Origin of the sequence: Streptomyces coacervatus (assembly GCF_029223485.1) — a bacterium.
Classification (GTDB): domain Bacteria; phylum Actinomycetota; class Actinomycetes; order Streptomycetales; family Streptomycetaceae; genus Streptomyces; species Streptomyces coacervatus.
This window is the reverse complement of the sequence record NZ_JARHTP010000018.1, coordinates 55,162-76,252: the sequence shown is the minus strand read 5'-3', so window position 1 is coordinate 76,252 and position 21,091 is coordinate 55,162. Positions and strand designations below refer to the sequence as shown.

The following is a 21,091-nucleotide window of genomic DNA, read 5'->3' as shown; positions in this document are numbered from 1 at the left end:
CGTCAGTCGGCCAGGAACTCCGAGGTGGAGAAGGTGACCGCCGGCTCCTTCGCCAGCAGACCCTTCTTGGCACCCCGGTAGACGGCGACGGTGTCCTTCGTCTCGCCCCGGTACGTCCGTACCGCGAGGTCGGCCCGCCCGTCCCCGTCGAAGTCGCCGACCGCGAGGACCCTGGTCGTGCCCTGGGCCGGAGGCTCGACGGTCACCATGCCCGCCGTGGACAGGCCTGTTCCACGGCCCCGGAACACCTTCAGCCCCGAGCCGCTGGAGACGAGTTCGCCCAGGCCGTCGCCGTCGAAGTCGGCGGTGTCGAGCATGGAGCCGGGGGAGGCGAGGGTGGCTCGGGTGGGGGTCGGGAGGTCGTAGCGCAGAGACGTTCCGTCGAGGGTGCCGACCGCCGCGTCCAGGGCCTTGCCCCGGCCGAAGCGGCCGAGGGCGATGTCGATGCCCGCCGGGAGGGCGATCGTGGTGCGGGTCGGGCCGGCGGGGCCGCCGAGGACGATCGACGCCTTGCCGGCGCCCTCTGCCGTACGGACCACGAGGTCGTCGTACCCGTCGTGGTTCACGTCGGCGGCCGGGCCCGTGGGGAGCTCGCCGGTCGAGGGGATGGGAGCGGTGGCCGCGTGCGGGGTGCCTCTACGGCTGAACGGGCCGCGCAGATAGGTGAGTTGACCGGCGGACGCGTGCAGGACCAGGTCCTCGGCGCCGTCGCCGTCGTAGTCGCCGCACACCGGCTGGTCGGGCCAGTCGTTGCCGAAGCGGGATCGGGCCGGGACGGTGAGGTGGACGGCGGGCGTGAGGCCGGTGGGCGAGCCGAAGAGGAGCTGGAGGGGGACGGGGGGCTGCCCCTGGCCGTCGTAGGGCGGATCGGTGGAGACCACCAGGTCGGTGAAACCGTCCTGGTCCAGGTCGCAGGTCGCCTCCGCGTCGAAGACGGCGGGGAGTTGGCCCTTGGTGCGGGCCGCGTACCGGGCGGGGGCGAGCAACTGCCTTGCCCCCGGGGCGAGTCCGTGCGCGCCGCCGTAGACGATGCCGATGCCGGCGTCGTCGGCGTGGCTCTGCGCCTTGACCAGGTCGTCCAGGACGAGGTCGCGGTGGCCGTCGCCGTTGAAGTCGTCGGGGGTCCTGCCGCCCTTGCCGTGCGGGATGGGCAGCTTGGCCGGGGCGTCCGCGATCTGTACGGGGGTGTGCTTGGCGACGCCCGCGTCGGCGCCGGGGCCGCAGGCGGCGAGGAGAAGGGTGCAGCCGACGAGTGCCGCCGTACATGTCCCGCCTCTTCGCACGCGCACCGTCCACCTCGTCAGCACCGTCGACAACGCCTGGGCAATGATGCATGCGTTCGGGGCGGGGCGACAGTCGCCCGGAGCGGGGCGGGGTTCAAGATGGGGGCATGAGCGTAGTCAAGATCAATGTGCTGACCGTGCCTGCCGAGCAGCGGGAGGTCCTGGAGAAGCGGTTCGCCTCGCGGGCCCATGCCGTGGAGAACTCCGACGGGTTCGAGTGGTTCGAGCTGTTGCGGCCGGTCGAGGGGACGGACACCTACCTCGTGTACACGCGCTGGCGCGACGAGAAGTCGTTCCAGGCGTGGATGGAGGGGCCGATGAAGTCCGCCCACCAGGGCGGCGCCGAGGGCGCGGAGCGGCCCAAGCCGGCGGCCAGCGGGTCGACCCTGTGGTCCTTCGAGGTGGTGCAGCAGGCGGGGCCGAAGGGCGCGTAGGCGCTCCGCTGGAAGAACGGTGACAAACCCGCGGGCCGGTGGGGGCCGGTCGCGCAGTTCCCCGCGCCCCTTACAGGGCGCATTACCGTACCGAGGTTTGTCTGCCTACGAAGACGCCCCCACGTCCGCACGGGACATGGGGGCGTCGGCACAGCCGTAAGGCCTGCTACTTCACCGGCTCCGGCTCCGGTGCGGTCTCCGACTCCGGTTCGCCGGCCGGGTCGACCGGCGTCTTCACCGACTCCAGGAGGAGCTGGGCGACGTCCACCACCTGGATGGACTCCTTGGCCTTGCCCTCGTTCTTCTTGCCGTTGACCGAGTCGGTCAGCATCACCAGGCAGAAGGGGCAGGCCGTCGACACGATGTCGGGGTTGAGGGAGAGGGCCTCGTCGACGCGCTCGTTGTTGATGCGCTTGCCGATGCGCTCCTCCATCCACATGCGCGCGCCGCCGGCGCCGCAGCAGAAGCCGCGCTCCTTGTGGCGGTGCATCTCCTCGTTGCGCAGGCCCGGGACGTTCGCGATGATCTCGCGCGGGGGCGTGTAGATCTTGTTGTGGCGGCCCAGGTAGCAGGGGTCGTGGTAGGTGATGATGCCCTCGACCGGGGTGACCGGGACCAGCTTGCCCTCGTCGACCAGGTGCTGCAGCAGCTGGGTGTGGTGGATGACCTCGTAGTCGCCGCCGAGCTGCGGGTACTCGTTGCCGATGGTGTTGAGGCAGTGCGGGCAGGTGGCGACGATCTTCTTCGCCGACTTCGGCTTGGCGGACTCCGGGACGACCTTGCCGTCGTCGTCCAGCTCCTCGCCGAACGCCATGTTCAGGGCCATGACGTTCTCCATGCCGAGCTCCTGGAACAGGGGCTCGTTGCCGAGACGGCGGGCGGAGTCGCCGGTGCACTTCTCGTCGCCGCCCATGATCGCGAACTTCACGCCCGCGATGTGGAGGAGTTCCGCGAAGGCCTTCGTGGTCTTCTTCGCGCGGTCCTCCAGGGCTCCGGCGCAGCCGACCCAGTACAGGTACTCGACCTCGGTGAGGTCCTCGATGTCCTGGCCGACGACCGGGACCTCGAACTCGACCTCCTTGAGCCACTCCAGGCGCTGCTTCTTGGCCAGGCCCCAGGGGTTGCCCTTCTTCTCCAGGTTCTTGAGCATCGTGCCCGCCTCGGAGGGGAAGGCCGACTCGATCATCACCTGGTAGCGGCGCATGTCGACGATGTGGTCGATGTGCTCGATGTCCACCGGGCACTGCTCGACGCAGGCGCCGCAGGTGGTGCAGGACCACAGGACGTCCGGGTCGATGACGCCGTTGTCTTCAAGAGTGCCGATCAGCGGGCGCTCGGCCTCGGCGAGAGCCGCGGCGGGGACGTCGGCCAGCTGCTCCTCCGTCGCCTTCTCCTCGCCCTCCATGGACTTGCCGCCGCCGGCCAGCAGGTACGGGGCCTTGGCGTGGGCGTGGTCCCTCAGGGACATGATCAGGAGCTTGGGAGAGAGGGGCTTGCCCGTGTTCCAGGCGGGACACTGGGACTGGCAGCGGCCGCACTCGGTGCAGGTCGAGAAGTCCAGCAGGCCCTTCCAGGAGAACTGCTCGACCTGGGAGACGCCGAAGACGTCGTCGTCGCCCGGGTCGGTGAAGTCGATCGGCTTGCCGCCCGACGTCATCGGCTGCAGGGCGCCGAGCGCCGTCTCACCGGTCGCGTTGCGCTTGAACCAGATGTTCGGGAACGCGAGGAAGCGGTGCCAGGCGACGCCCATGTTGGTGTTCAGGCTGACCGTGATCATCCAGATCATGGTCGTGCCCAGCTTGATCATGGCGGCCAGGTAGACCAGGTTCTGCAGCGTGGCGACGCTCAGGCCCTTGAAGGCCAGGATCAGCGGGTACGAGGCGAAGTACGCCGCCTCGAAGTGGTCCACGTGGTGCAGCGCGCCCTCCAGGCCGCGCAGCACGTAGATCGCGAGGCCGATGGTGAGGATGACGTACTCGACGAAGTACGCCTGGCCCATCTTCGAGCCTGCGAAGCGGGACTTGCGGCCGGGCCGCGAGGGCAGGTTCAGCAGGCGGATGACCATCAGCGTGACGATGCCGAGCGTCGTCATCGCGGCGATGAACTCGATGTACAGCTCGTACGGCAGGAAGCCGCCGATGACCGGGAGCGTCCAGTCGGCCTGGAAGAGCTGCCCGTACGCCGTGATGATGGTCGGCGGCAGCGTCAGGAAGCCGATGGCGACGAACCAGTGGGCGAAGCCGACGATGCCCCAGCGGTTCATCCGCGTGTGGCCGAGGAATTCCCGTACCAGCGTCACGCTGCGCGAATAGGGGTTGTCGGTCCGGCTGGCGGCGGGCACGGGCTGGCCCAGCTTGAAGTACCGGACGAACTGACCGATGGCGCGTGCGAGCAGCGCAACGCCGACCACGGTCAGCACCAGCGACACGATGATCGCGGCGAGTTGCATTTGGGGGCTCCTCGGGCCTGCGAGGGAGATTACTAAGCGGTAACTTATGCAGTCCGTCTGAGACTACCCTCATCTTCCAACGCACTGTAGCCAGGCGTGCAGTGATCTGGATCGCTGAGGGTTGCCTTAAAGGTCGACAAAGACCTGGGGTGATCCGATCGTGTTATTCATGCCTAATGGGGAAATTTGCCCCTAATTTAGATCCGTGCTATACGGGATCGCCGCCGCCACCACAGCCCTCCTGCTCGCCGCCGTGCTCACCGCGCTGCTGCGGGTGCCCGCGCTGCGCCTCGGGATCGTCGAACGCAGACGGCAGCGGCAGCGGCCCGTGCCGCTGTTCGGGGGTTTGGCCGTGGTGCTCGCCACCTGTGCGGTGGCGGTGGCCATGGACCGGACCGGCGTCGCGCCGCTCGGGGCCGGGGTGGGGAGGCTGCTCGCCGCCGGGGGTGCCGTCGCGGCGCTCGGGCTCGTCGCGGATGTGCGGCGGGTCAAGACGCGGGTCCTCGTCGCCGGTACGGCCGCCGCGGCGGCCGGCGTGGTGCCGTACGACGAGACCGGGGTGCCGGTCGGGCTGCTCGCCGTCTGCTGGATCGTCTTCGTCGCCGTCGGGTTCAACGCGCTCGACCATGCGGACGCGCTCGCGGGGACCGTCGGCGTGCTCACCGCCTTCGGGGTCGGTGCCTGCGCGGCGGCCGAGGTGATGGACGGGCTCGCGGTGCTGCTGAGCGTGCTGGCCGCCGCGCTGACCGGGTTCCTCATGCACAACTGGCCGCCCGCGCGCGTGGGCCTCGGTGCGTGCGGGTCGATGTTCACCGGGTTCCTGCTGGCCGCGTCGGCCGTGTTCACCCGGGCCGGCTACGGGCTGGCGTCCAGTGCGGGAGTGCTGTTCTCGCTCACCGTGCTGGCGAGCGCCGACGTACTCCTGGTGGTCCTGTCGCGGCGGCTGGCCGGGCGGCCGTTGCTGCGGGGCGGGCCCGACCATGTGGCGCACCGGCTGCGGCGGTTGGGGCTCACCCCGCAGGGGGCGACCGTGCTGCCCGGCATCGGGGCCTTCGCGGGGGTGCTGGTCGGGGTGCTCATGCACATCGGATGGACCGACCGGTCCGCGGTGTTGTGGGTGGGAGGGGTGGCGCTCGTCGTCGTACTCATGCTCCTTCGGGTGCCTGTGTACGGACTTCGGCGGCCGGTGGCCACGCAATCGACGCAGGTCAGCGGCCAGTTGCGTGTAAGGAACGGATAAGAGTTGAGTCGGTGCGACTCAGGTCTGTTGACCCATCGGCGGGCGTCGTGCACACTTGAGTCCGTTCCACTCAAGTCAGCTGGAGGATTCACCATGGCACGTGCGGTCGGCATCGACCTGGGCACGACTAACTCCGTCGTCAGCGTTCTGGAGGGCGGCGAGCCCACCGTCATCACCAACGCCGAGGGTGCCAGGACCACGCCGTCCGTCGTCGCCTTCGCGAAGAACGGTGAGGTGCTCGTCGGCGAGGTCGCCAAGCGCCAGGCGGTTACGAACGTGGACCGGACCATCCGCTCCGTGAAGCGCCACATGGGCACGGACTGGAAGATCGAGCTCGACGGGAAGCCCTTCAACCCGCAGCAGATCTCCGCTTTCATCCTGCAGAAGCTGAAGCGGGACGCCGAGGCCTACCTGGGCGAGAAGGTGACCGACGCGGTCATCACCGTCCCGGCCTACTTCAACGACTCCGAGCGTCAGGCGACGAAGGAGGCCGGCGAGATCGCCGGTCTGAACGTCCTGCGCATCGTCAACGAGCCGACCGCGGCCGCGCTCGCGTACGGCCTCGACAAGGACGACCAGACGATCCTCGTCTTCGACCTCGGCGGCGGCACCTTCGACGTGTCCCTGCTGGAGATCGGTGACGGCGTCGTCGAGGTGAAGGCCACCAACGGCGACAACCACCTCGGTGGTGACGACTGGGACCAGCGCGTCGTCGACTACCTGGTCAAGCAGTTCGCGAGCGGTCACGGCGTGGACCTCGGCAAGGACAAGATGGCCCTGCAGCGTCTGCGTGAGGCTGCCGAGAAGGCCAAGATCGAGCTGTCCTCGTCCACCGAGACCTCGATCAACCTGCCCTACATCACCGCCTCCGCCGAGGGCCCGCTGCACCTGGACGAGAAGCTCACCCGGGCTCAGTTCCAGCAGCTGACGGCCGACCTGCTGGAGCGCTGCAAGACGCCGTTCCACAACGTCATCAAGGACGCCGGCATCTCCATCAACGAGATCGACCACGTCGTCCTCGTCGGTGGCTCCACCCGTATGCCCGCCGTAGCCGAGCTCGTCCGCGAGCTGACCGGCGGCAAGGACGCCAACAAGGGCGTCAACCCGGACGAGGTCGTCGCCATCGGCGCCGCCCTGCAGGCCGGTGTCCTCAAGGGTGAGGTCAAGGACGTCCTGCTCCTCGACGTGACCCCGCTGTCCCTCGGTATCGAGACCAAGGGCGGCATCATGACGAAGCTCATCGAGCGGAACACGACGATCCCGACCAAGCGGTCCGAGATCTTCACCACCGCCGAGGACAACCAGCCGTCCGTGCAGATCCAGGTCTACCAGGGCGAGCGCGAGATCGCGGCGTACAACAAGAAGCTCGGGATGTTCGAGCTGACCGGTCTGCCGCCGGCCCCGCGCGGTGTCCCGCAGATCGAGGTCGCCTTCGACATCGACGCCAACGGCATCATGCACGTGACCGCGAAGGACCTGGGCACGGGCAAGGAGCAGAAGATGACCGTCACCGGCGGCTCCTCGCTGCCGAAGGACGAGGTCGACCGGATGCGCCAGGAGGCCGAGAAGTACGCGGAGGAGGACCACGCCCGCCGCGAGGCCGCCGAGACCCGCAACCAGGGCGAGCAGCTCGTCTACCAGACGGAGAAGTTCCTCAAGGACAACGAGGACAAGGTCCCGGGCGAGATCAAGACCGAGGTCGAGGCGTCCGTCGAGGAGCTGAAGACCGCGCTCAAGGGCGAGGACACCGCCGAGATCCGCACCGCCACCGAGAAGGTCGCGGCCGTCTCGCAGAAGCTGGGCCAGGCCATGTACGCCGACGCCCAGGCCTCGCAAGCCGCCGCCGGCGGTGCGGGCGCCGAGGCTCCGAAGGCCGACGACGACGTCGTGGACGCCGAGATCGTGGACGACGAGCGCAAGGACGGTGCCGCGTGACGGAGGAGACTCCGGGCTTCGACGAGAAGCCCGACGTCCCCTCCGGCGCCACCCCCGAAGACGCCGAGCCGAAGGCCGCCTCCCCCTCCTCGGGGGAGGGGGCGGCCCCGGCCGGGGACGCAAGTGCACAGATCGCCGGTCTGACGGCCCAGCTGGACCAGGTGCGCAAGGCGCTCGAAGAGCGCACCACGGACCTCCAGCGGCTCCAGGCCGAGTTCCAGAACTACCGCCGCCGGGTCGAGCGGGACCGGATCACGGTCAAGGAGATCGCCATCGCGAACCTCCTGACCGAGCTTCTGCCCGTGATCGACGACATCGGCCGCGCGCGGGACCACGGCGAACTCGTCGGCGGATTCAAGTCCGTCGCGGAGTCGCTGGAGACCGTCGCGGCGAAGATGGGACTGCAGGCGTTCGGCAAGGAGGGCGAGCCCTTCGACCCGACGATCCACGAGGCCCTGATGCACTCGTACGCGCCCGACGTCACCGAGACGACGTGCGTGGCGATTCTGCAGCCCGGGTATCGCATCGGCGAGCGCACCATCCGCCCCGCGCGGGTGGCCGTCGCCGAACCGCAGCCCGGCGCGCAGACGGTCAAGGCCGAGGAGAGTGCCGAGGCCGGCGACGACAAGGACAACGGCCCTGAGGAGGGCTGAGGTCGTAAACACCGAGCGGAACACCGGAAAGGGGGCGCGTCGAGGATGAGCACCAAGGACTTCATCGAGAAGGACTACTACAAGGTCCTCGGCGTCCCCAAGGACGCCACCGAGGCCGAGATCAAGAAGGCGTACCGGAAGCTCGCCCGCGAGAACCACCCGGACGCCAACAAGGGCAACGCCAAGGCCGAGGAGCGCTTCAAGGAGATCTCCGAGGCGAACGACATACTCGGCGACCCCAAGAAGCGCAAGGAGTACGACGAGGCCCGCGCCCTCTTCGGCAACGGCGGCTTCCGCCCCGGGCCGGGCGCAGGCGGCGGCTCCTTCAACTTCGACCTGGGCGACCTCTTCGGAGGCGGCACCCAGGGCGGCGGCGGCGGGGGTTCCGGAGGCTTCGGCGGCGGAATCGGTGATGTCTTCGGGGGCCTGTTCAACCGGGGCAGCTCCGGCACCACGCGGGTGCAGCCCAGGCGCGGCCAGGACATCGACACCGAGGTCAGCCTCAGCTTCACCGAGGCGATCGAGGGGGCGACGGTCCCGCTGCGCATGTCCTCGCAGTCACCCTGCAAGGCCTGCTCGGGCACCGGCGACGCGAACGGCAACCCGCGGGTGTGCCCGACGTGCGTCGGCACCGGCCAGGTCGCGCGGGGTTCCGGCGGCGGTTTCTCCCTCACCGACCCCTGCCCGGACTGCAAGGGCCGCGGCCTGATCGCGGAGAACCCCTGCGAGGTCTGCAAGGGCTCGGGGCGTGCGAAGTCCTCCCGGACGATGCAGGTCCGTATCCCGGCCGGAGTCTCCGACAGCCAGCGCATCCGGCTGCGCGGCAAGGGCGCGCCGGGCGAGCGGGGCGGCCCCGCGGGCGACCTGTACGTGACCGTGCATGTCGACGCGCACCCGGTGTTCGGCCGCAAGGGCGACAACCTGACCGTCACCGTCCCGGTGACGTTCTCGGAGGCGGCCCTGGGCGGCGAGGTCAGGGTCCCCACCCTGGGCGGCCCTCCCGTCACCCTGAAGCTGCCCCCGGGCACGCCCAACGGCCGCACCATGCGCGCCCGCGGCAAGGGCGCGGTCCGCAAGGACGGCACCCGCGGCGACCTCCTGGTCACCGTCGAGGTGAGTGTCCCGACGGACCTGACGGGGAAGGCTCGTGACGCACTGGAGGCGTATCGCGAGGCGACCGCGGGCGAGGACCCGCGGGCGGAGCTGTTCCAGGCCGCGAAGGGAGCATGAGAGAGCCATGGATGGGACCGGCCGTCGACGCAACCCGTACGAACTGACCGAGGAAACCCCGGTCTACGTCATCTCGGTGGCGGCCCAGCTCTCCGGCCTGCACCCGCAGACCCTGCGGCAGTACGACCGCCTCGGCCTGGTCTCCCCGGACCGCACGGCCGGGCGGGGCCGCCGCTACTCGGCCCGTGACATCGAACTGCTGCGTACCGTGCAGGCGTTGTCTCAGGACGAGGGCATCAACCTGGCCGGCATCAAGCGGATCATCGAACTGGAGAACCAGGTCGCCGCGCTCCAGCAGCGCGTCGCGGAACTCCAGACGGCGGTCGAGGGTGCCGCGGCGGCGATGCAGCAGCGCGAGGCGGCGGTGCATGCGTCGTACCGCCGTGATCTGGTGCCGTACCAGGAGGTGCAGCAGACCAGCGCGCTGGTGGTGTGGCGGCCCAAGGGGCAGCGGTCCGACTGACCGTCGCGGACCGTCGCGTCAAGCCGTCGAAGGGGCCCGGAGGTTGAACCTCCGGGCCCTTTTCGTACGTCCTCGGCGGTCGTGGGTGTGGCCGGGTTTGTTCGGTCCTCCGGACGAGATGCGAACGGCTGACGGAAGCAGTCGTGATCATGAATCGCGTGGATTCGGGTTGCTTGTGCGGATCTTTGCCTTCCGATTGCCTGCGGTTGCATGGAGAGTCCGTAAAGGACCTTTGGAGGCGTTTCCTTCATGTCTTTACATGCTCAGCGGAGCGTGGCGTTGCGCACTCGTTAAGTAGTAGCGCTTGACGCTTGGGGGCCGCTCCGCGTTGGCTTTTCAGTCACCTGGGTCGCAAGCTGCGCCCGCGTCCGGAAGACACCAGAAGTGAGCTCCTCCATGCGTCCCACGCGTCGTACCGCCATAGCCGTGGCAGCGTCCACGATGACTCTGTCGCTCTCCTCCTGCGGCGTGCTGAACGTGTCGGGGGACGGCAGTTCGGCGAGCCCCACGAAGGGCAACGACGTCACGATCGGACTGCTGCTGCCGGAGACGGCCAACACCCGGTACGAGGACTTCGACTACCCCATCATCAAGAAGCAGGTCGCCTCGCTCACCAAGCAGCGCGGCAAGGTCGACTACCGCAACGCCGGCCAGAACGCGGACAAGCAGGCGAGCCAGATGCAGCAGATGATCGACGACAAGGTCGACATCATCCTGCTGGACGCCGTGGACTCGCATGCCATCGCCGGCGAGGTGAAGAAGGCGAAGGACGCCGGTATCCCGGTCATCGCCTACGACCGGCTGGCCGAGGGTCCGATCGACGCGTACATCTCCTTCGACAACGAACTCGTCGGCGAGGTCCAGGGCCGCACCCTGCTGGAGGCGCTGGGCAGCAACGTCAGCACCTCCGACAAGATCGTCATGATGAACGGCTCGCCCACCGACCCGAACGCCAAGCAGTTCAAGGCGGGCGCCCTGTCCGAGCTCAACGGCAAGGTGACGATCGCCAAGTCGTACGACACCAAGGACTGGGACCCGAAGAACGCCCAGGCCAACATGAAGGCGGCGATCGACGCCATCGGCAAGGGCAACATCGCCGGAATCTACTCCGCCAACGACGGCATGGCCGGCGGCATCGTCACGGCCTTGCAGAACGCCGGCGTCACCAAGCTGCCGCCGCTCACCGGCCAGGACGCGCAGCTGGAGGCCGTGCAGCGGATCGTCGCGGGCGAGCAGTACATGAGCGTGTACAAGTCGTACCCGCAGGAGGCCGCGGCGGCGGCGCAGATGGCGGTGGCCAAGGTGCAGGGCAAGGAGATCGAGTTCGACGCCCTCACCCAGGACAACGTCGACAGCCCCACCAACAAGGGCATCCCCGCGCAGCTCGTCACCGTGACGGCCCTGACGAAGAAGAACATCAAGTCGACGGTCGTCGCGGACGGCATCTACAAGATCTCGCAGATCTGCACGTCGAAGTTCTCGTCGGAGTGCTCGGCGATCGGCCTGAAATGAGCAGAGGGCCGGAGGACGCCTGCAAGCGCCCTCCGGCCCTCTGGCGGGTGTTCACGCCACCCGAGTGAACTCCACCGACACATCCGGCGGTCCGCCGGGCACGCCCCGGTAGATGCCCTTGTGCGGGGTGACGTCGTCGTAGTCGCGACCGCGCGCCACGACCACGTGGGATTCGTCGGCCCGGGTGCTGTTGGTGGGGTCGTAGCCGCACCAGTCACCCGCCCAGTACTCGATCCAGGCGTGGCTCTGCCCGGCGACCGGACGGTGGAGTTCGGCCTCGCGCTCGGGGTGGAGGTAGCCGGAGACGTAGCGGGCCGGCAGCCCCACGCCCCGCAGCAGGGCGACGGTGAGGTGGGTGATGTCCTGGCAGACCCCCGCGCCCTGCTCCCAGGCCTCCGCCGGGGAGGTGTTCACGCTGGTCGCGCCCGGGAGATACGACACCCGGTCGGAGACCAGCGCCGAGACCGCGACCGCCGTCTCGTGCGGGTCGAGGCCGGCCGCCGCCTTCCGAGCCTTCTTGACCAGCTTCGGCGGGACCGTCGTGCGGCCCGTCGGGTTCGCGAACTCCAACAGACGGGAGTTCGCGGTCCGTTCGGCCAGCTCGGCCCACGAGGGCGCCTTGGGGAGTGGTTCCGCCGGGGACGTCTCGACCAGGCTGGAGGCGATGATGGTGAGTTTGCCGTGCGGGTCCATCAGGTCGAAGCCGGTGACCTGGGTGCCCCAGTAGTCCCAGTACGACCAGGTGGGCGTCGTGGGGTTCACGGTGACTCGCGCGTCCAGGGTGGTCTGGCCCGGCAGCGTCAGCGGGGTCATGCGGACCTCGTTGTGCGAGGAGGCCGCGGGCTGGGCGTAGGAGACCCGGGTGGTGTGCTTGATGCGGAGGCGACGAGCCATGTCAGGCTCCTTCCTGGGCCCACTCGACGGGCCCCTGGTACGGGAAGAACCGCTCCGCCACCGCGTCCGCGGACGCCATGCAGGCCTGCTGCAGATCCCCCAGCAGGACCGGCAGTTGGTCTTCGAGCGAGTGGGTGTCCAGGTATTCGAGACGGGTGCGCAGCCGGCCGATCGGGCGGCGCGCCGGGTCCTGGCGGGGGCGGCCCAGCGCCGTAAGGCACTCCTCCGCCGTGGTGAGCGCATGCAGCGCCGAGCGCGGGAAGTCCCGGTCCAGGAGCAGGAATTCGGCCACTCGCGGGGTGTCGCCGAAACCGCCGTTCACACGTGCATACGCCTCGTCGGCGCCCGAGGCGCTCAGCAGCGTCGGCCAGTCGGGCGCGTGCACGGCGTCCAGCACGCGCACGGACAGCAGCCGTACGGTCATGTCCACCCGCTCCAGGCTGCGGCCCAGGACGACGAAACGCCAGCTGTCGTCCCGGCTCATGGTCGAGTCGGCGAGGCCGAAGAACAACGCGGCCCGGCGGCGCACCAGTTCCAGATAGGCGTACGGGCCCGTACGCCGGGCCGCCATCCGCTGGTCGGCCAGCGCGTGCCAGGTGGAGTTGAGGCACTCCCACATCTCGGAGGAGATGGCCTCACGGGCGCTGCGGGCATTCAGCCGCGCCGCCCCCAGCGCGCCCTCGATCGACCCCGTCGAACGGGCGTCGAAGGCCAGCTGGTCCAGGACCTGTTGCATGTCCACGCGTTCGCCGCCCGCGTCCATGCCGAGGATCGCGTACAGCGACCGGCAGGCGGCGTCCTCGTCGCGCCAGGGGTCCTCCAGCAGACGGTGCAGATACGCGTCGAGGATGCGGCCCGTGGCGTCGGCGCGCTCGACATAGCGGCCGGTCCAGGTCAGGGCCTCGGCTATCCGGGAGAGGATCACGTCGTTCACTGCTGCTGCGCCCCTTCCTGTACGACGGCACGGGTGCCGTCGGGTCCGAGCCGGCGCGGGGCGACGGAGGGGAGCGCGGCGGCGGGCTCGGGCGCCGGCTGCTCGGCCGGGCCCTCCGCGAGCACCCAGGTGTCCTTGGAGCCGCCGCCCTGGCTGGAGTTGACGATCAGGTTGCCCTCCTGGAGGGCCACTCGGGTCAGGCCGCCCGGGAGCACCCAGACATCGTTGCCGTCGTTCACGGCGAAGGGCCTGAGGTCGATGTGGCGGGGTGCCATGCGCTCGCCCGCGAGGGTGGGGGAGGTGGACAGGGCGACGGGCCGCTGGGCGATGAAGCCGCGCGGGTCGGCGGTGACGGCTTTGCGAGTGCGCTCGAGGGTGTCCTTGTCGGCCTTGGGACCGATCACGATTCCCTGCCCGCCCGCGCCGTCGACGGGCTTGATGACCAGCCGGTCGATCTGGTCGAGGACCGCCTCCAACTGCCCTGGCTCATCGGGCCGATAAGACTCGACGTTCGGCAGAATCGGTTCCTCGGAGAGGTAGTAACGGATCAGGTCCGGTACGTACGTGTAGAGCAGCTTGTCGTCCGCGATCCCGTTGCCCACGGCGTTCGCGAGTGTGACGTTGCCCGCCATGGCTGCGCCCATGATGCCGGGGCAGCCGATCACCGAGTCCGGGCGGAAGTGGAGCGGATCGAGGAAGTCGTCGTCGAGCCGCCGGTATACGACATGGACGGGCACCTCGCCGCGTGTGGTGCGCATCCAGACGCGGTTGTTGCGGCAGACCAGGTCGTGCCCCTCGACCAGCTGCACGCCCATCAGCCGGGCGAGCAGGGCGTGTTCGAAGTAGGCGGCGTTGCTGGGGCCCGGGGTGAGTACGACGACCCTCGGGTCCTGCGCACCGTCGGGGGCGGCGGCGCGCAGGGCGGAGAGCAGCTTCTGCGCGTATCCGTCGACGGGCACCACATGCTGTTCCGCGAACAGGGACGGGAAGATCCGGGTCATCGCGCGCCGGTTCTCGATGACGTACGACACCCCGCTGGGCACCCGCACATTGTCCTCGAGCACCCGGAAGTCCCCGGCCTCGTCGCGTACGAGGTCGATGCCGGCGACATGGATGCGGACGCCGCCGGGCGGCTCGACGCCCTGCGCCGCCCGGTGGAAGTGGCCGGAGTTGAGCAGCAGCCGCCAGGGCACGACACCGTCCTCGAAGGCGCGGCACTGCCCGTAGGCGTCGGCGAGATAGGCCTCCAGGGCCCTGACTCTCTGGCTCACCCCGCGTTGTATGAGATCCCATTCCAGGGCGTCGAGGATCCGGGGCACCAGATCCAGCGGCCAGGGCCGCTCCTCGCCCGCGAAGGCGTAGGTCACACCGCGGTCCGTGAAGGCCCGGGCCATCTGGTCGGCCCGGAACCGGAGTTCACTCGGCTCGATGGGCTGCAGGGCCGTCAGCACTGGCTCGTAGGCGGCCCTGACCTCGCCCGGCCGCTCAAACATTTCGTCCCACGCATCGGCCAATGCGTATGCGTCAAATATGTCCGCCATGAGGGGACGTTAGAGGCGGGGTGTAACGCGACGATCACTGACTCATTTCCGGCAGCTTGCATGCTGAGTGCTCCGCGGGGTGTGGCGGAATGGGTTGTCGGTCTTCTGCGGCGTCGTCGTGGTTGATCGCGCAGTTCCCCGCGCCCCTGACGGGGCGCAACCGGCGGTTGTCGTGGCGGCGTCAGGTTGTTGCAAGGCGGTTGGTGGAGGGCCGGAAATAGCCGGACGTATAGGTGGTTTCGGCCGCTCAGTTCGGGTCGAGCCGTGTTGCGGAGCTGGTCCGGGCCGCGCATAGTTGCGCTGCGGAAGACGCTGGAACCGGGGGTGGGATGGGCGATGACCGGGCACGGGACGGATGAGCATCCACACGGTGCCGACCGACTGTGCGACGCCGGGGATCGTGTGTACTCCCGGGCCGTACGGCGGGGCCGGGTGGCGCGCCGGGACGCCGAACCGGTGCCGTGCCTGCTGGAACTGGCCCTGCTGCACCCCGACCCCGACGACATGGCCTGGCTGGTCCCGACGTCCCCGCAGGAGGTCATGACCAGGCTGCTGCGCGGGGTCTACGACGAGGTCAGCGCGAGCCAGCGGCGGGTGGGCGCGGCGGTCGCCGCCGTCGAGCGGTACGCCGGTCTGGGGCCCGCGACGCAGGCGGGCTCCGGAGCCGCGGAGGGCACCGCGATCCGTGTCCTCGACGGGCTGTCCCGTATCCAGGCGGCCATGGACGCGGCGACCGAGGCGTGCACCACGGAGGTCCTCACCGTCCAGCCGGGTGGCATCCGCCCCGAGCACGAACTGACCGAGGGCCTGCACCGGGCACTCGCGCTGCGCGGCCGGGGAGTGCGCATGCGCGACCTGTACACGCACGTGGCCCGGCACGGCCAGGGCCTGCTCAACTACCTTGAACTGATGGGCGGTTCGGTCGAGGCCCGCACCCTGGACGAGGTGATCGACCGGCTGATCCTCTTCGACCGCACGGTGGCCTTCATCCCGGCGAACGCGGACCGCACCCTGGCGCTGGAGCTGCGCCACCCGGCCCTGGTCGAGTACCTGGTCACGGTCTTCGAACGCCTCTGGCGCCTCGCCATCCCGCTGACCGCGCCGCTGCCCGACACCGGCATCGAGGGCATCTCCCACCGTGAGCAGTCCATCGCGGCGCTCCTTGCGGAGGGCCACCAGGACGCGGTGATCGCGGAACGGCTCGGCATAAGCGTCCGCACCTGCCGCGCCCACATCGCCCGCCTCTCCGAGACCTTGGGCGCGGCCAGCCGCACCCAACTCGGCGTCCGCATAGCCCAGGTGGGCCTCGACGGCCCACGCCACCCGGCGGACATCGGCTCGTCGGTCACGCTTCCGGGCCAGCAATCCCCGACGCCCCGCTGAGGCATTTCAGCCCGTCCGGCGTTTGAGGACGAGGCCGTTCAGGTCGAAGCGGGGGTCTGGGGGCGGCAGCCCCCAGGGACGGCGCCCCCAACCGCCCAGCTGCAAACACCACCGCACCCCGCCGGAGGCGTCACTCACGGTCCAGGATGCCGGACTGGGCGATGAGATAGCCGAGCTGGGCCCGGCTGCCGCTGCCCAGGGCGGCCGCCAGCTTGGCTATGTGGGCCCGGCAGGTGCGGACGTTCATGCCGAGCCGGCGGGCGATCGCCTCGTCGACATGGCCCTCGATGAGCAGCTTCGCTATGGACCGCTGGACGCCGGTGATGCCCTCGGGGGTGGACTCGTAGGGAACCTCGTCCATCAGCGGGGTGGCCCGCTGCCAGAGCTGTTCGAAGACCTTGATCAGGTACTGCACGAGACCGGGGTGGCGCAGCTCCAGGGCGACCGTCCGGTCGTCCTGGGCGGGGATGAAGGCGACCGAGCTGTCGCAGATGATGAGCCGCTCGATGAGCTCCTCGAGCGTGCGGATCTCGACCTTGGCGCCCGCCATCTGGTCCATGTAGGCGTACGTGCTCTGACTGTGCCGGACGGTGTGCTGGTAGAGCGTCCGCATGGAGATGCCGCGCTCGATCAGCGGCTTGCTGCGCTTGAGCGCCTGGCTGAGGATGTGCTCCGGCCGGCTGCCTCCGGGCTGCACGGTCAGGACCTCGGTGCGCGCCTCCGCGATGGCCATGTCGAGCGCGGCATGGATACGGTCGATGCCCTCCAGCACGGTGATCGCGTGCGTGGTGGCGGGTTTCTGGGCACTGATGTCCAGGAACGGCTGGAAGGCGTCCGCGAGGTCCAGGGTGGTCCGCCGCCGGTCCTGTATCTCGCGCTCCAGGGGCTGAAGTTGCTGCGCGAGTACGACGGACGGAGGAACCGGGCGTAGCCAGCTCGGGTCGTCCGGATCGGGATGGAGCAGGGCGAATTCGAGCAGACAGGGCGCGTTCTCGACCTCGTTCCGGGAGATACGTCCGGAACTGAGAGCACTGGCGTAGAGACGTGAACCGTCGGCACACAGGTCTGTGATGCCATGAGGATGTGTCGGCTTTGTGCTCTTTGTTGGCAAATCTCCACCCCCCAGGGTCCTGAACGTGCAGGAACATGATGCATCTCTTCTGTGGCATTGACGTGCCTGAATGAGCCATCGTCTTGTTTCACGGGGGAGAGGAAGCCATCAAGTGAGGACGAAGCCGACCATGAAAAAGAGAATGCTTCGCTCGGTGCTTGCCACTGCCTTCGTAGTCGCGCTGGCCAGCGGTGCGGCTGGTCCTCTCGACGTCGGCTGGGGTGTGAGCCCGACCAAGACAGAGCACACTTCGGCCCAGGATGTCGGCTGGGCGGTCACCGCGGGCGGCTCCGGCGACGTCGGCTGGGTGGTCGTGGCCGGCGACAGCCCCGGTGACGTCGGCTGGGGAACCCCGGCGGGCGCGGACGCATGACCACTCCACCCGACGACCGCTCCTTCCGCCGCGAAATGGCCACGGCCTACCGCTCCGGCTGGCACTTCATCGATCTTGTCACCGCGATCCCCCACTCCGGTGACTCGTTGATGGTGACCGTGTTCGGTGAGCCGGTCGTGGTCACGCGCGATGAGGACGAGGACGTACGGGCGTACCGGTGTCTGCGGCGGCCTCGGGGGGCGCCGCAGCCCGTGCGATGTGCCGTCCGGTACGGAATGATCTTTGTGAATCTCGACCAACGAGACCACCGGCTGGTGGAACCGGAAACCCCCGATGTTCGGACCATCTCAGCCACCCCCCGCAGTGCCTGACGCGAATCCCCCGTCGTAACAGTTCGCTCAGGTACTTCCCCCCGCAGCGGCGTCACCGTGACCTGAACACGGTGACGCCGCTGCAGTTTTGCGCGACATTTCCGGGTATCGGCGTATTCGGCCGGTGCCGCGCAGTGGCTGAAAACAGCCGTCACGCGAGGCCCATCGCCCGCGTCAGCTCGATCTCGATCACCACGCGTGACGGGTTCGGCCCGGGCGTCCGCCGGTAGCGCTCGGCGTACCGCTGCTCCGCCTCCGCGACCCGCTCCGGCTCGGCCCGTACGAGGGCCCGGCCCTCCAGGGTCGCCCAGCGCCGCCCGTCCACCTGGCAGACCGCGACCCGGGCGCCCTCGGCGCCGGCGGCCAGCACGTTCAGCACCTTGGTGCTCGTCTTGTTCGCAATCACCCGAGCAAGCCCGGCGCCGGGATCGTATGTGACCCCGACGGGCACCACGTGCGGGCTGCCGTCCGGGCGCGGCGTCGTCAGCGTGCACAGGTGCCGTTCCCGCCAGAAGTCGAGGTACGCGGCGTCGGGGGCCTCTGGGTCCTGCGAATAGGTCGCCATGGCCCCGGAACTTAGCCCCCAAGTCCTCCCGGCTGCTGCCTTGAGTGGAATAGACTCAACTTTGTGTACGCTGAGCCAGTCAGCACTGTGGGACTTGGTCGACAGTTGACGCCAGGAGGAGAGAGGGAACGTGGACGCCGAGCTGACCAACCGGAGCCGGGACGCGATCAACGCAGCGAGCAATCGTGCGGTGACCGAGGGGCACCCCGACCTCACCCCCGCCCATCTGCTCCTGGCGCTGCTCCAGGGCCAGGACAACGAGAACATCGTCGACCTTCTCGCGGCCGTGGACGCCGACCAGGCCGCCGTGCGCGCGGGAGCCGAGAAGGTGCTCGCCGGTCTGCCCAGCGTGACCGGCTCCACCGTCGCGCCGCCGCAGCCCAATCGCGAACTGCTCGCCGTCATCGCCGACGCGCAGGAGCGCGCCCATGACCTCGGCGACGACTACCTCTCCACCGAGCACCTGCTCATCGGTATCGCCGCGAAGGGCGGCGCGGCCGGTGACGTACTGTCCGGGCAGGGGGCCGGTGCGAAGAAGCTGCAGGAGGCCTTCCAGCAGGCGAGGGGAGGACGCCGGGTGACCACACCCGACCCGGAGGGCCAGTACAAGGCCCTGGAGAAGTTCGGCACGGACTTCACGGCCGCGGCGCGCGAGGGCCGGCTCGACCCGGTCATCGGCCGGGACCAGGAGATCCGCCGCGTCGTCCAGGTGCTCTCGCGCCGTACCAAGAACAACCCGGTCCTCATCGGCGAGCCCGGCGTCGGCAAGACCGCCGTCGTCGAGGGGCTCGCCCAGCGGATCGTCAAGGGCGACGTACCGGAGTCGCTGAAGGACAAGCGGCTGGTCGCGCTGGATCTGGGGGCCATGGTCGCCGGGGCCAAGTACCGCGGCGAGTTCGAGGAGCGGCTCAAGACCGTCCTCGCCGAGATCAAGGACTCCGACGGCCGGATCATCACCTTCATCGACGAGCTGCACACCGTCGTGGGCGCGGGCGCCGGCGGCGACTCCGCCATGGACGCCGGCAACATGCTGAAGCCGATGCTGGCGCGCGGCGAGCTGCGCATGGTCGGCGCCACGACGCTCGACGAGTACCGCGAGCGGATCGAGAAGGACCCCGCCCTGGAGCGCCGCTTCCAGCAGGTGCTGGTGGCGGAGCCGACGGTCGAGGACACGATCGCGATCCTGCGCGGGCTCAAGGGCCGCTACGAGGCCCACCACAAGGTCCAGATCGCCGACAGCGCACTGGTCGCCTCCGCCACCCTCTCCGACCGCTACATCACCTCCCGCTTCCTCCCCGACAAGGCCATCGACCTCGTCGACGAGGCGGCCTCCCGCCTCCGCATGGAGATCGACTCGTCACCCGTCGAGATCGACGAACTCCAGCGCGTCGTGGACCGGCTGAAGATGGAGGAGCTGGCGCTGGAGAAGGAGACCGACCCGGCCTCCCGCGAGCGCCTGGAGCGGCTGCGCCGCGACCTCGCCGACAAGGAGGAGGAGCTGCGCGGCCTGACCGCCCGCTGGGAGAAGGAGAAGCAGTCCCTCAACCGCGTCGGCGAGCTGAAGGAGAAGCTCGACGAACTCCGCGGCACGGCCGAACGGGCCCAGCGCGACGGCGACTTCGACACCGCCTCCAAGCTCCTCTACGGCGAGATCCCCACCCTGGAAAGGGACTTGGAGGCCGCCTCCGAAGCCGAGGAGGAGGTCTCCAAGGACACCATGGTCAAGGACGAGGTCGGCTCCGACGACATCGCGGACGTCGTCGCCGCCTGGACCGGCATCCCGGCCGGCCGCCTGCTGGAGGGCGAGACGCAGAAACTCCTGCGCATGGAGGAGGAGTTGGGCCGTCGCCTGATCGGCCAGCAGGAGGCCGTACAGGCGGTGTCGGACGCCGTGCGCCGCACCCGCGCCGGTATCGCCGACCCGGACCGCCCGACCGGTTCCTTCCTCTTCCTGGGCCCGACGGGCGTAGGCAAGACCGAACTGGCGAAAGCCCTCGCCGACTTCCTCTTCGACGACGAGCGGGCGATGGTCCGCATCGACATGAGCGAGTACGGCGAGAAGCACAGCGTCGCCCGCCTGGTCGGCGCACCTCCCGGCTACGTCGGCTACGAGGAGGGCGGCCAGCTGACGGAGGCGGTGCGCAGGCGCCCGTACTCCGTGGTCCTGCTGGACGAGGTGGAGAAGGCCCACCCCGAGGTCTTCGACGTCCTCCTCCAGGTGCTGGACGACGGCCGCCTGACGGACGGTCAGGGCCGTACGGTCGACTTCCGCAACACGATCCTCGTGCTGACCTCCAACCTGGGCAGCCAGTTCCTGGTCGACCCGATGACCGGGGAGGAGGAGAAGAAGGAGCAGGTCTTGGAGGTGGTCCGGACGTCCTTCAAGCCGGAGTTCCTCAACCGCCTCGACGACCTCGTCGTCTTCTCCGCCCTGTCGAAGGACGAGCTGGGCCACATCGCCCGCCTCCAGATCGACCGCCTCGCGAAGCGCCTGGCCGAACGCCGGCTCACCCTGGAGATCACCGACGAGGCCCTGGCCTGGCTCGCCGACGAGGGCATGGACCCGGCCTACGGCGCCCGCCCCCTGCGCCGCCTCGTCCAGACCGCCATCGGCGACCGCCTGGCCAAGGAGATCCTCTCCGGGGAGGTGAAGGACGGCGACACGGTCCGGGTGGACGCCTTCGGCGACGGGCTGATCGTGGGACCGGCCACCGGTAAGACGCTCGGTAAGACCCTGTAGCGGAGGGTGCCGGGGTTGC

At 69.4% G+C, this 21,091-nt stretch carries 18 protein-coding genes; 11 read left to right on the top strand and 7 right to left on the bottom strand.

The window, feature by feature from the left end:
* Nucleotides 1-2 precede the first annotated feature (2 nt).
* A complete protein-coding gene (locus P2Q00_RS36300; RefSeq protein ID WP_275778260.1) occupies nucleotides 3-1,289 on the bottom strand; it encodes an FG-GAP repeat domain-containing protein in 1,287 nt (428 codons plus the stop codon).
* A gap of 101 nt (nucleotides 1,290-1,390) precedes the next feature.
* Between P2Q00_RS36300 and P2Q00_RS36295 the strand changes: the two genes are divergently transcribed.
* Complete coding sequence (locus tag P2Q00_RS36295; protein ID WP_275778259.1) at nucleotides 1,391-1,717, top strand: antibiotic biosynthesis monooxygenase family protein; 327 nt, start codon at nucleotides 1,391-1,393, stop codon at nucleotides 1,715-1,717.
* 166 nt (nucleotides 1,718-1,883) lie between these two features.
* Here the strand turns inward: P2Q00_RS36295 and P2Q00_RS36290 are convergent, their stop codons facing one another.
* Nucleotides 1,884-4,166, bottom strand: a complete 2,283-nt coding sequence (locus P2Q00_RS36290; protein WP_275778258.1) for a (Fe-S)-binding protein — start codon at nucleotides 4,164-4,166, stop codon at nucleotides 1,884-1,886.
* Between the two features lie 205 nt (nucleotides 4,167-4,371).
* Here P2Q00_RS36290 and P2Q00_RS36285 point away from each other — a divergent pair, with 205 nt between their 5' ends.
* From P2Q00_RS36285 to P2Q00_RS36260, 6 genes are all read left to right on the top strand, one after another.
* A complete protein-coding gene (locus P2Q00_RS36285) occupies nucleotides 4,372-5,406 on the top strand; it encodes an MraY family glycosyltransferase (protein ID WP_275778257.1) in 1,035 nt (344 codons plus the stop codon).
* A 93-nt stretch (nucleotides 5,407-5,499) separates the two neighbouring features.
* Nucleotides 5,500-7,341 (top strand): molecular chaperone DnaK, encoded by a 1,842-nt coding sequence (gene dnaK / locus P2Q00_RS36280; protein ID WP_275778255.1) that lies wholly within the window; start codon nucleotides 5,500-5,502, stop codon nucleotides 7,339-7,341.
* Nucleotides 7,338-7,994: a nucleotide exchange factor GrpE gene (gene grpE / locus P2Q00_RS36275; RefSeq protein WP_275778253.1), complete on the top strand. Its 657-nt coding sequence runs from the start codon at nucleotides 7,338-7,340 to the stop codon at nucleotides 7,992-7,994. Before dnaK ends, grpE begins: the two co-directional genes overlap by 4 nt.
* A 45-nt stretch (nucleotides 7,995-8,039) precedes the next feature.
* A complete protein-coding gene (gene dnaJ, locus P2Q00_RS36270) occupies nucleotides 8,040-9,224 on the top strand; it encodes a molecular chaperone DnaJ (protein WP_275778251.1) in 1,185 nt (394 codons plus the stop codon).
* A 7-nt stretch (nucleotides 9,225-9,231) separates the two neighbouring features.
* The gene (locus P2Q00_RS36265; protein ID WP_275778248.1) at nucleotides 9,232-9,687 is read left to right on the top strand and encodes a heat shock protein transcriptional repressor HspR; all 456 of its coding nucleotides are present in this window, start codon (nucleotides 9,232-9,234) and stop codon (nucleotides 9,685-9,687) included.
* A gap of 396 nt (nucleotides 9,688-10,083) precedes the next feature.
* Nucleotides 10,084-11,199, top strand: a complete 1,116-nt coding sequence (locus P2Q00_RS36260; RefSeq protein ID WP_275778247.1) for a sugar ABC transporter substrate-binding protein — start codon at nucleotides 10,084-10,086, stop codon at nucleotides 11,197-11,199.
* A 51-nt stretch (nucleotides 11,200-11,250) separates the two neighbouring features.
* On the opposite strand, the gene P2Q00_RS36255 is transcribed toward P2Q00_RS36260, so the two are convergent.
* The 3 genes from P2Q00_RS36255 to P2Q00_RS36245 are packed head-to-tail and all read right to left on the bottom strand — an operon-like array spanning nucleotide 11,251 to nucleotide 14,568.
* Nucleotides 11,251-12,093, bottom strand: a complete 843-nt coding sequence (locus P2Q00_RS36255; protein WP_275778245.1) for a transglutaminase family protein — start codon at nucleotides 12,091-12,093, stop codon at nucleotides 11,251-11,253.
* Between the two features lies 1 nt (nucleotide 12,094).
* Entirely contained in the window at nucleotides 12,095-13,027 is a 933-nt protein-coding gene (locus tag P2Q00_RS36250; RefSeq protein ID WP_275778243.1) for an alpha-E domain-containing protein, read from the bottom strand.
* Nucleotides 13,024-14,568 carry a circularly permuted type 2 ATP-grasp protein gene (locus tag P2Q00_RS36245; protein ID WP_275778241.1) on the bottom strand — a complete coding sequence of 515 codons (1,545 nt, stop codon included), beginning with the start codon at nucleotides 14,566-14,568 and terminating at the stop codon, nucleotides 13,024-13,026. Before P2Q00_RS36245 ends, P2Q00_RS36250 begins: the two co-directional genes overlap by 4 nt.
* A 336-nt stretch (nucleotides 14,569-14,904) precedes the next feature.
* Here P2Q00_RS36245 and P2Q00_RS36240 point away from each other — a divergent pair, with 336 nt between their 5' ends.
* A complete protein-coding gene (locus tag P2Q00_RS36240) occupies nucleotides 14,905-15,951 on the top strand; it encodes a helix-turn-helix transcriptional regulator (protein ID WP_275778239.1) in 1,047 nt (348 codons plus the stop codon).
* 130 nt (nucleotides 15,952-16,081) lie between these two features.
* Here P2Q00_RS36240 and P2Q00_RS36235 read toward each other — a convergent pair whose 3' ends face one another.
* Nucleotides 16,082-17,062 (bottom strand): helix-turn-helix transcriptional regulator, encoded by a 981-nt coding sequence (locus P2Q00_RS36235; RefSeq protein WP_275778237.1) that lies wholly within the window; start codon nucleotides 17,060-17,062, stop codon nucleotides 16,082-16,084.
* Nucleotides 17,063-17,216: 154 nt separating this feature from the next.
* On the opposite strand from P2Q00_RS36235, the gene P2Q00_RS36230 reads away from it, so the two are divergent.
* Both P2Q00_RS36230 and P2Q00_RS36225 read left to right on the top strand, forming a co-directional pair.
* Nucleotides 17,217-17,435, top strand: a complete 219-nt coding sequence (locus tag P2Q00_RS36230; protein WP_275778235.1) for a hypothetical protein — start codon at nucleotides 17,217-17,219, stop codon at nucleotides 17,433-17,435.
* Nucleotides 17,432-17,767 (top strand): Rieske (2Fe-2S) protein, encoded by a 336-nt coding sequence (locus P2Q00_RS36225; protein WP_266957970.1) that lies wholly within the window; start codon nucleotides 17,432-17,434, stop codon nucleotides 17,765-17,767. Before P2Q00_RS36230 ends, P2Q00_RS36225 begins: the two co-directional genes overlap by 4 nt.
* A gap of 151 nt (nucleotides 17,768-17,918) precedes the next feature.
* Here P2Q00_RS36225 and P2Q00_RS36220 read toward each other — a convergent pair whose 3' ends face one another.
* Nucleotides 17,919-18,332: a pyridoxamine 5'-phosphate oxidase family protein gene (locus P2Q00_RS36220; protein WP_275778232.1), complete on the bottom strand. Its 414-nt coding sequence runs from the start codon at nucleotides 18,330-18,332 to the stop codon at nucleotides 17,919-17,921.
* Nucleotides 18,333-18,462: 130 nt separating this feature from the next.
* On the opposite strand from P2Q00_RS36220, the gene clpB reads away from it, so the two are divergent.
* Entirely contained in the window at nucleotides 18,463-21,072 is a 2,610-nt protein-coding gene (clpB, locus tag P2Q00_RS36215) for an ATP-dependent chaperone ClpB (protein WP_275778230.1), read from the top strand.
* The last annotated feature ends 19 nt before the right edge of the window (nucleotides 21,073-21,091 follow it).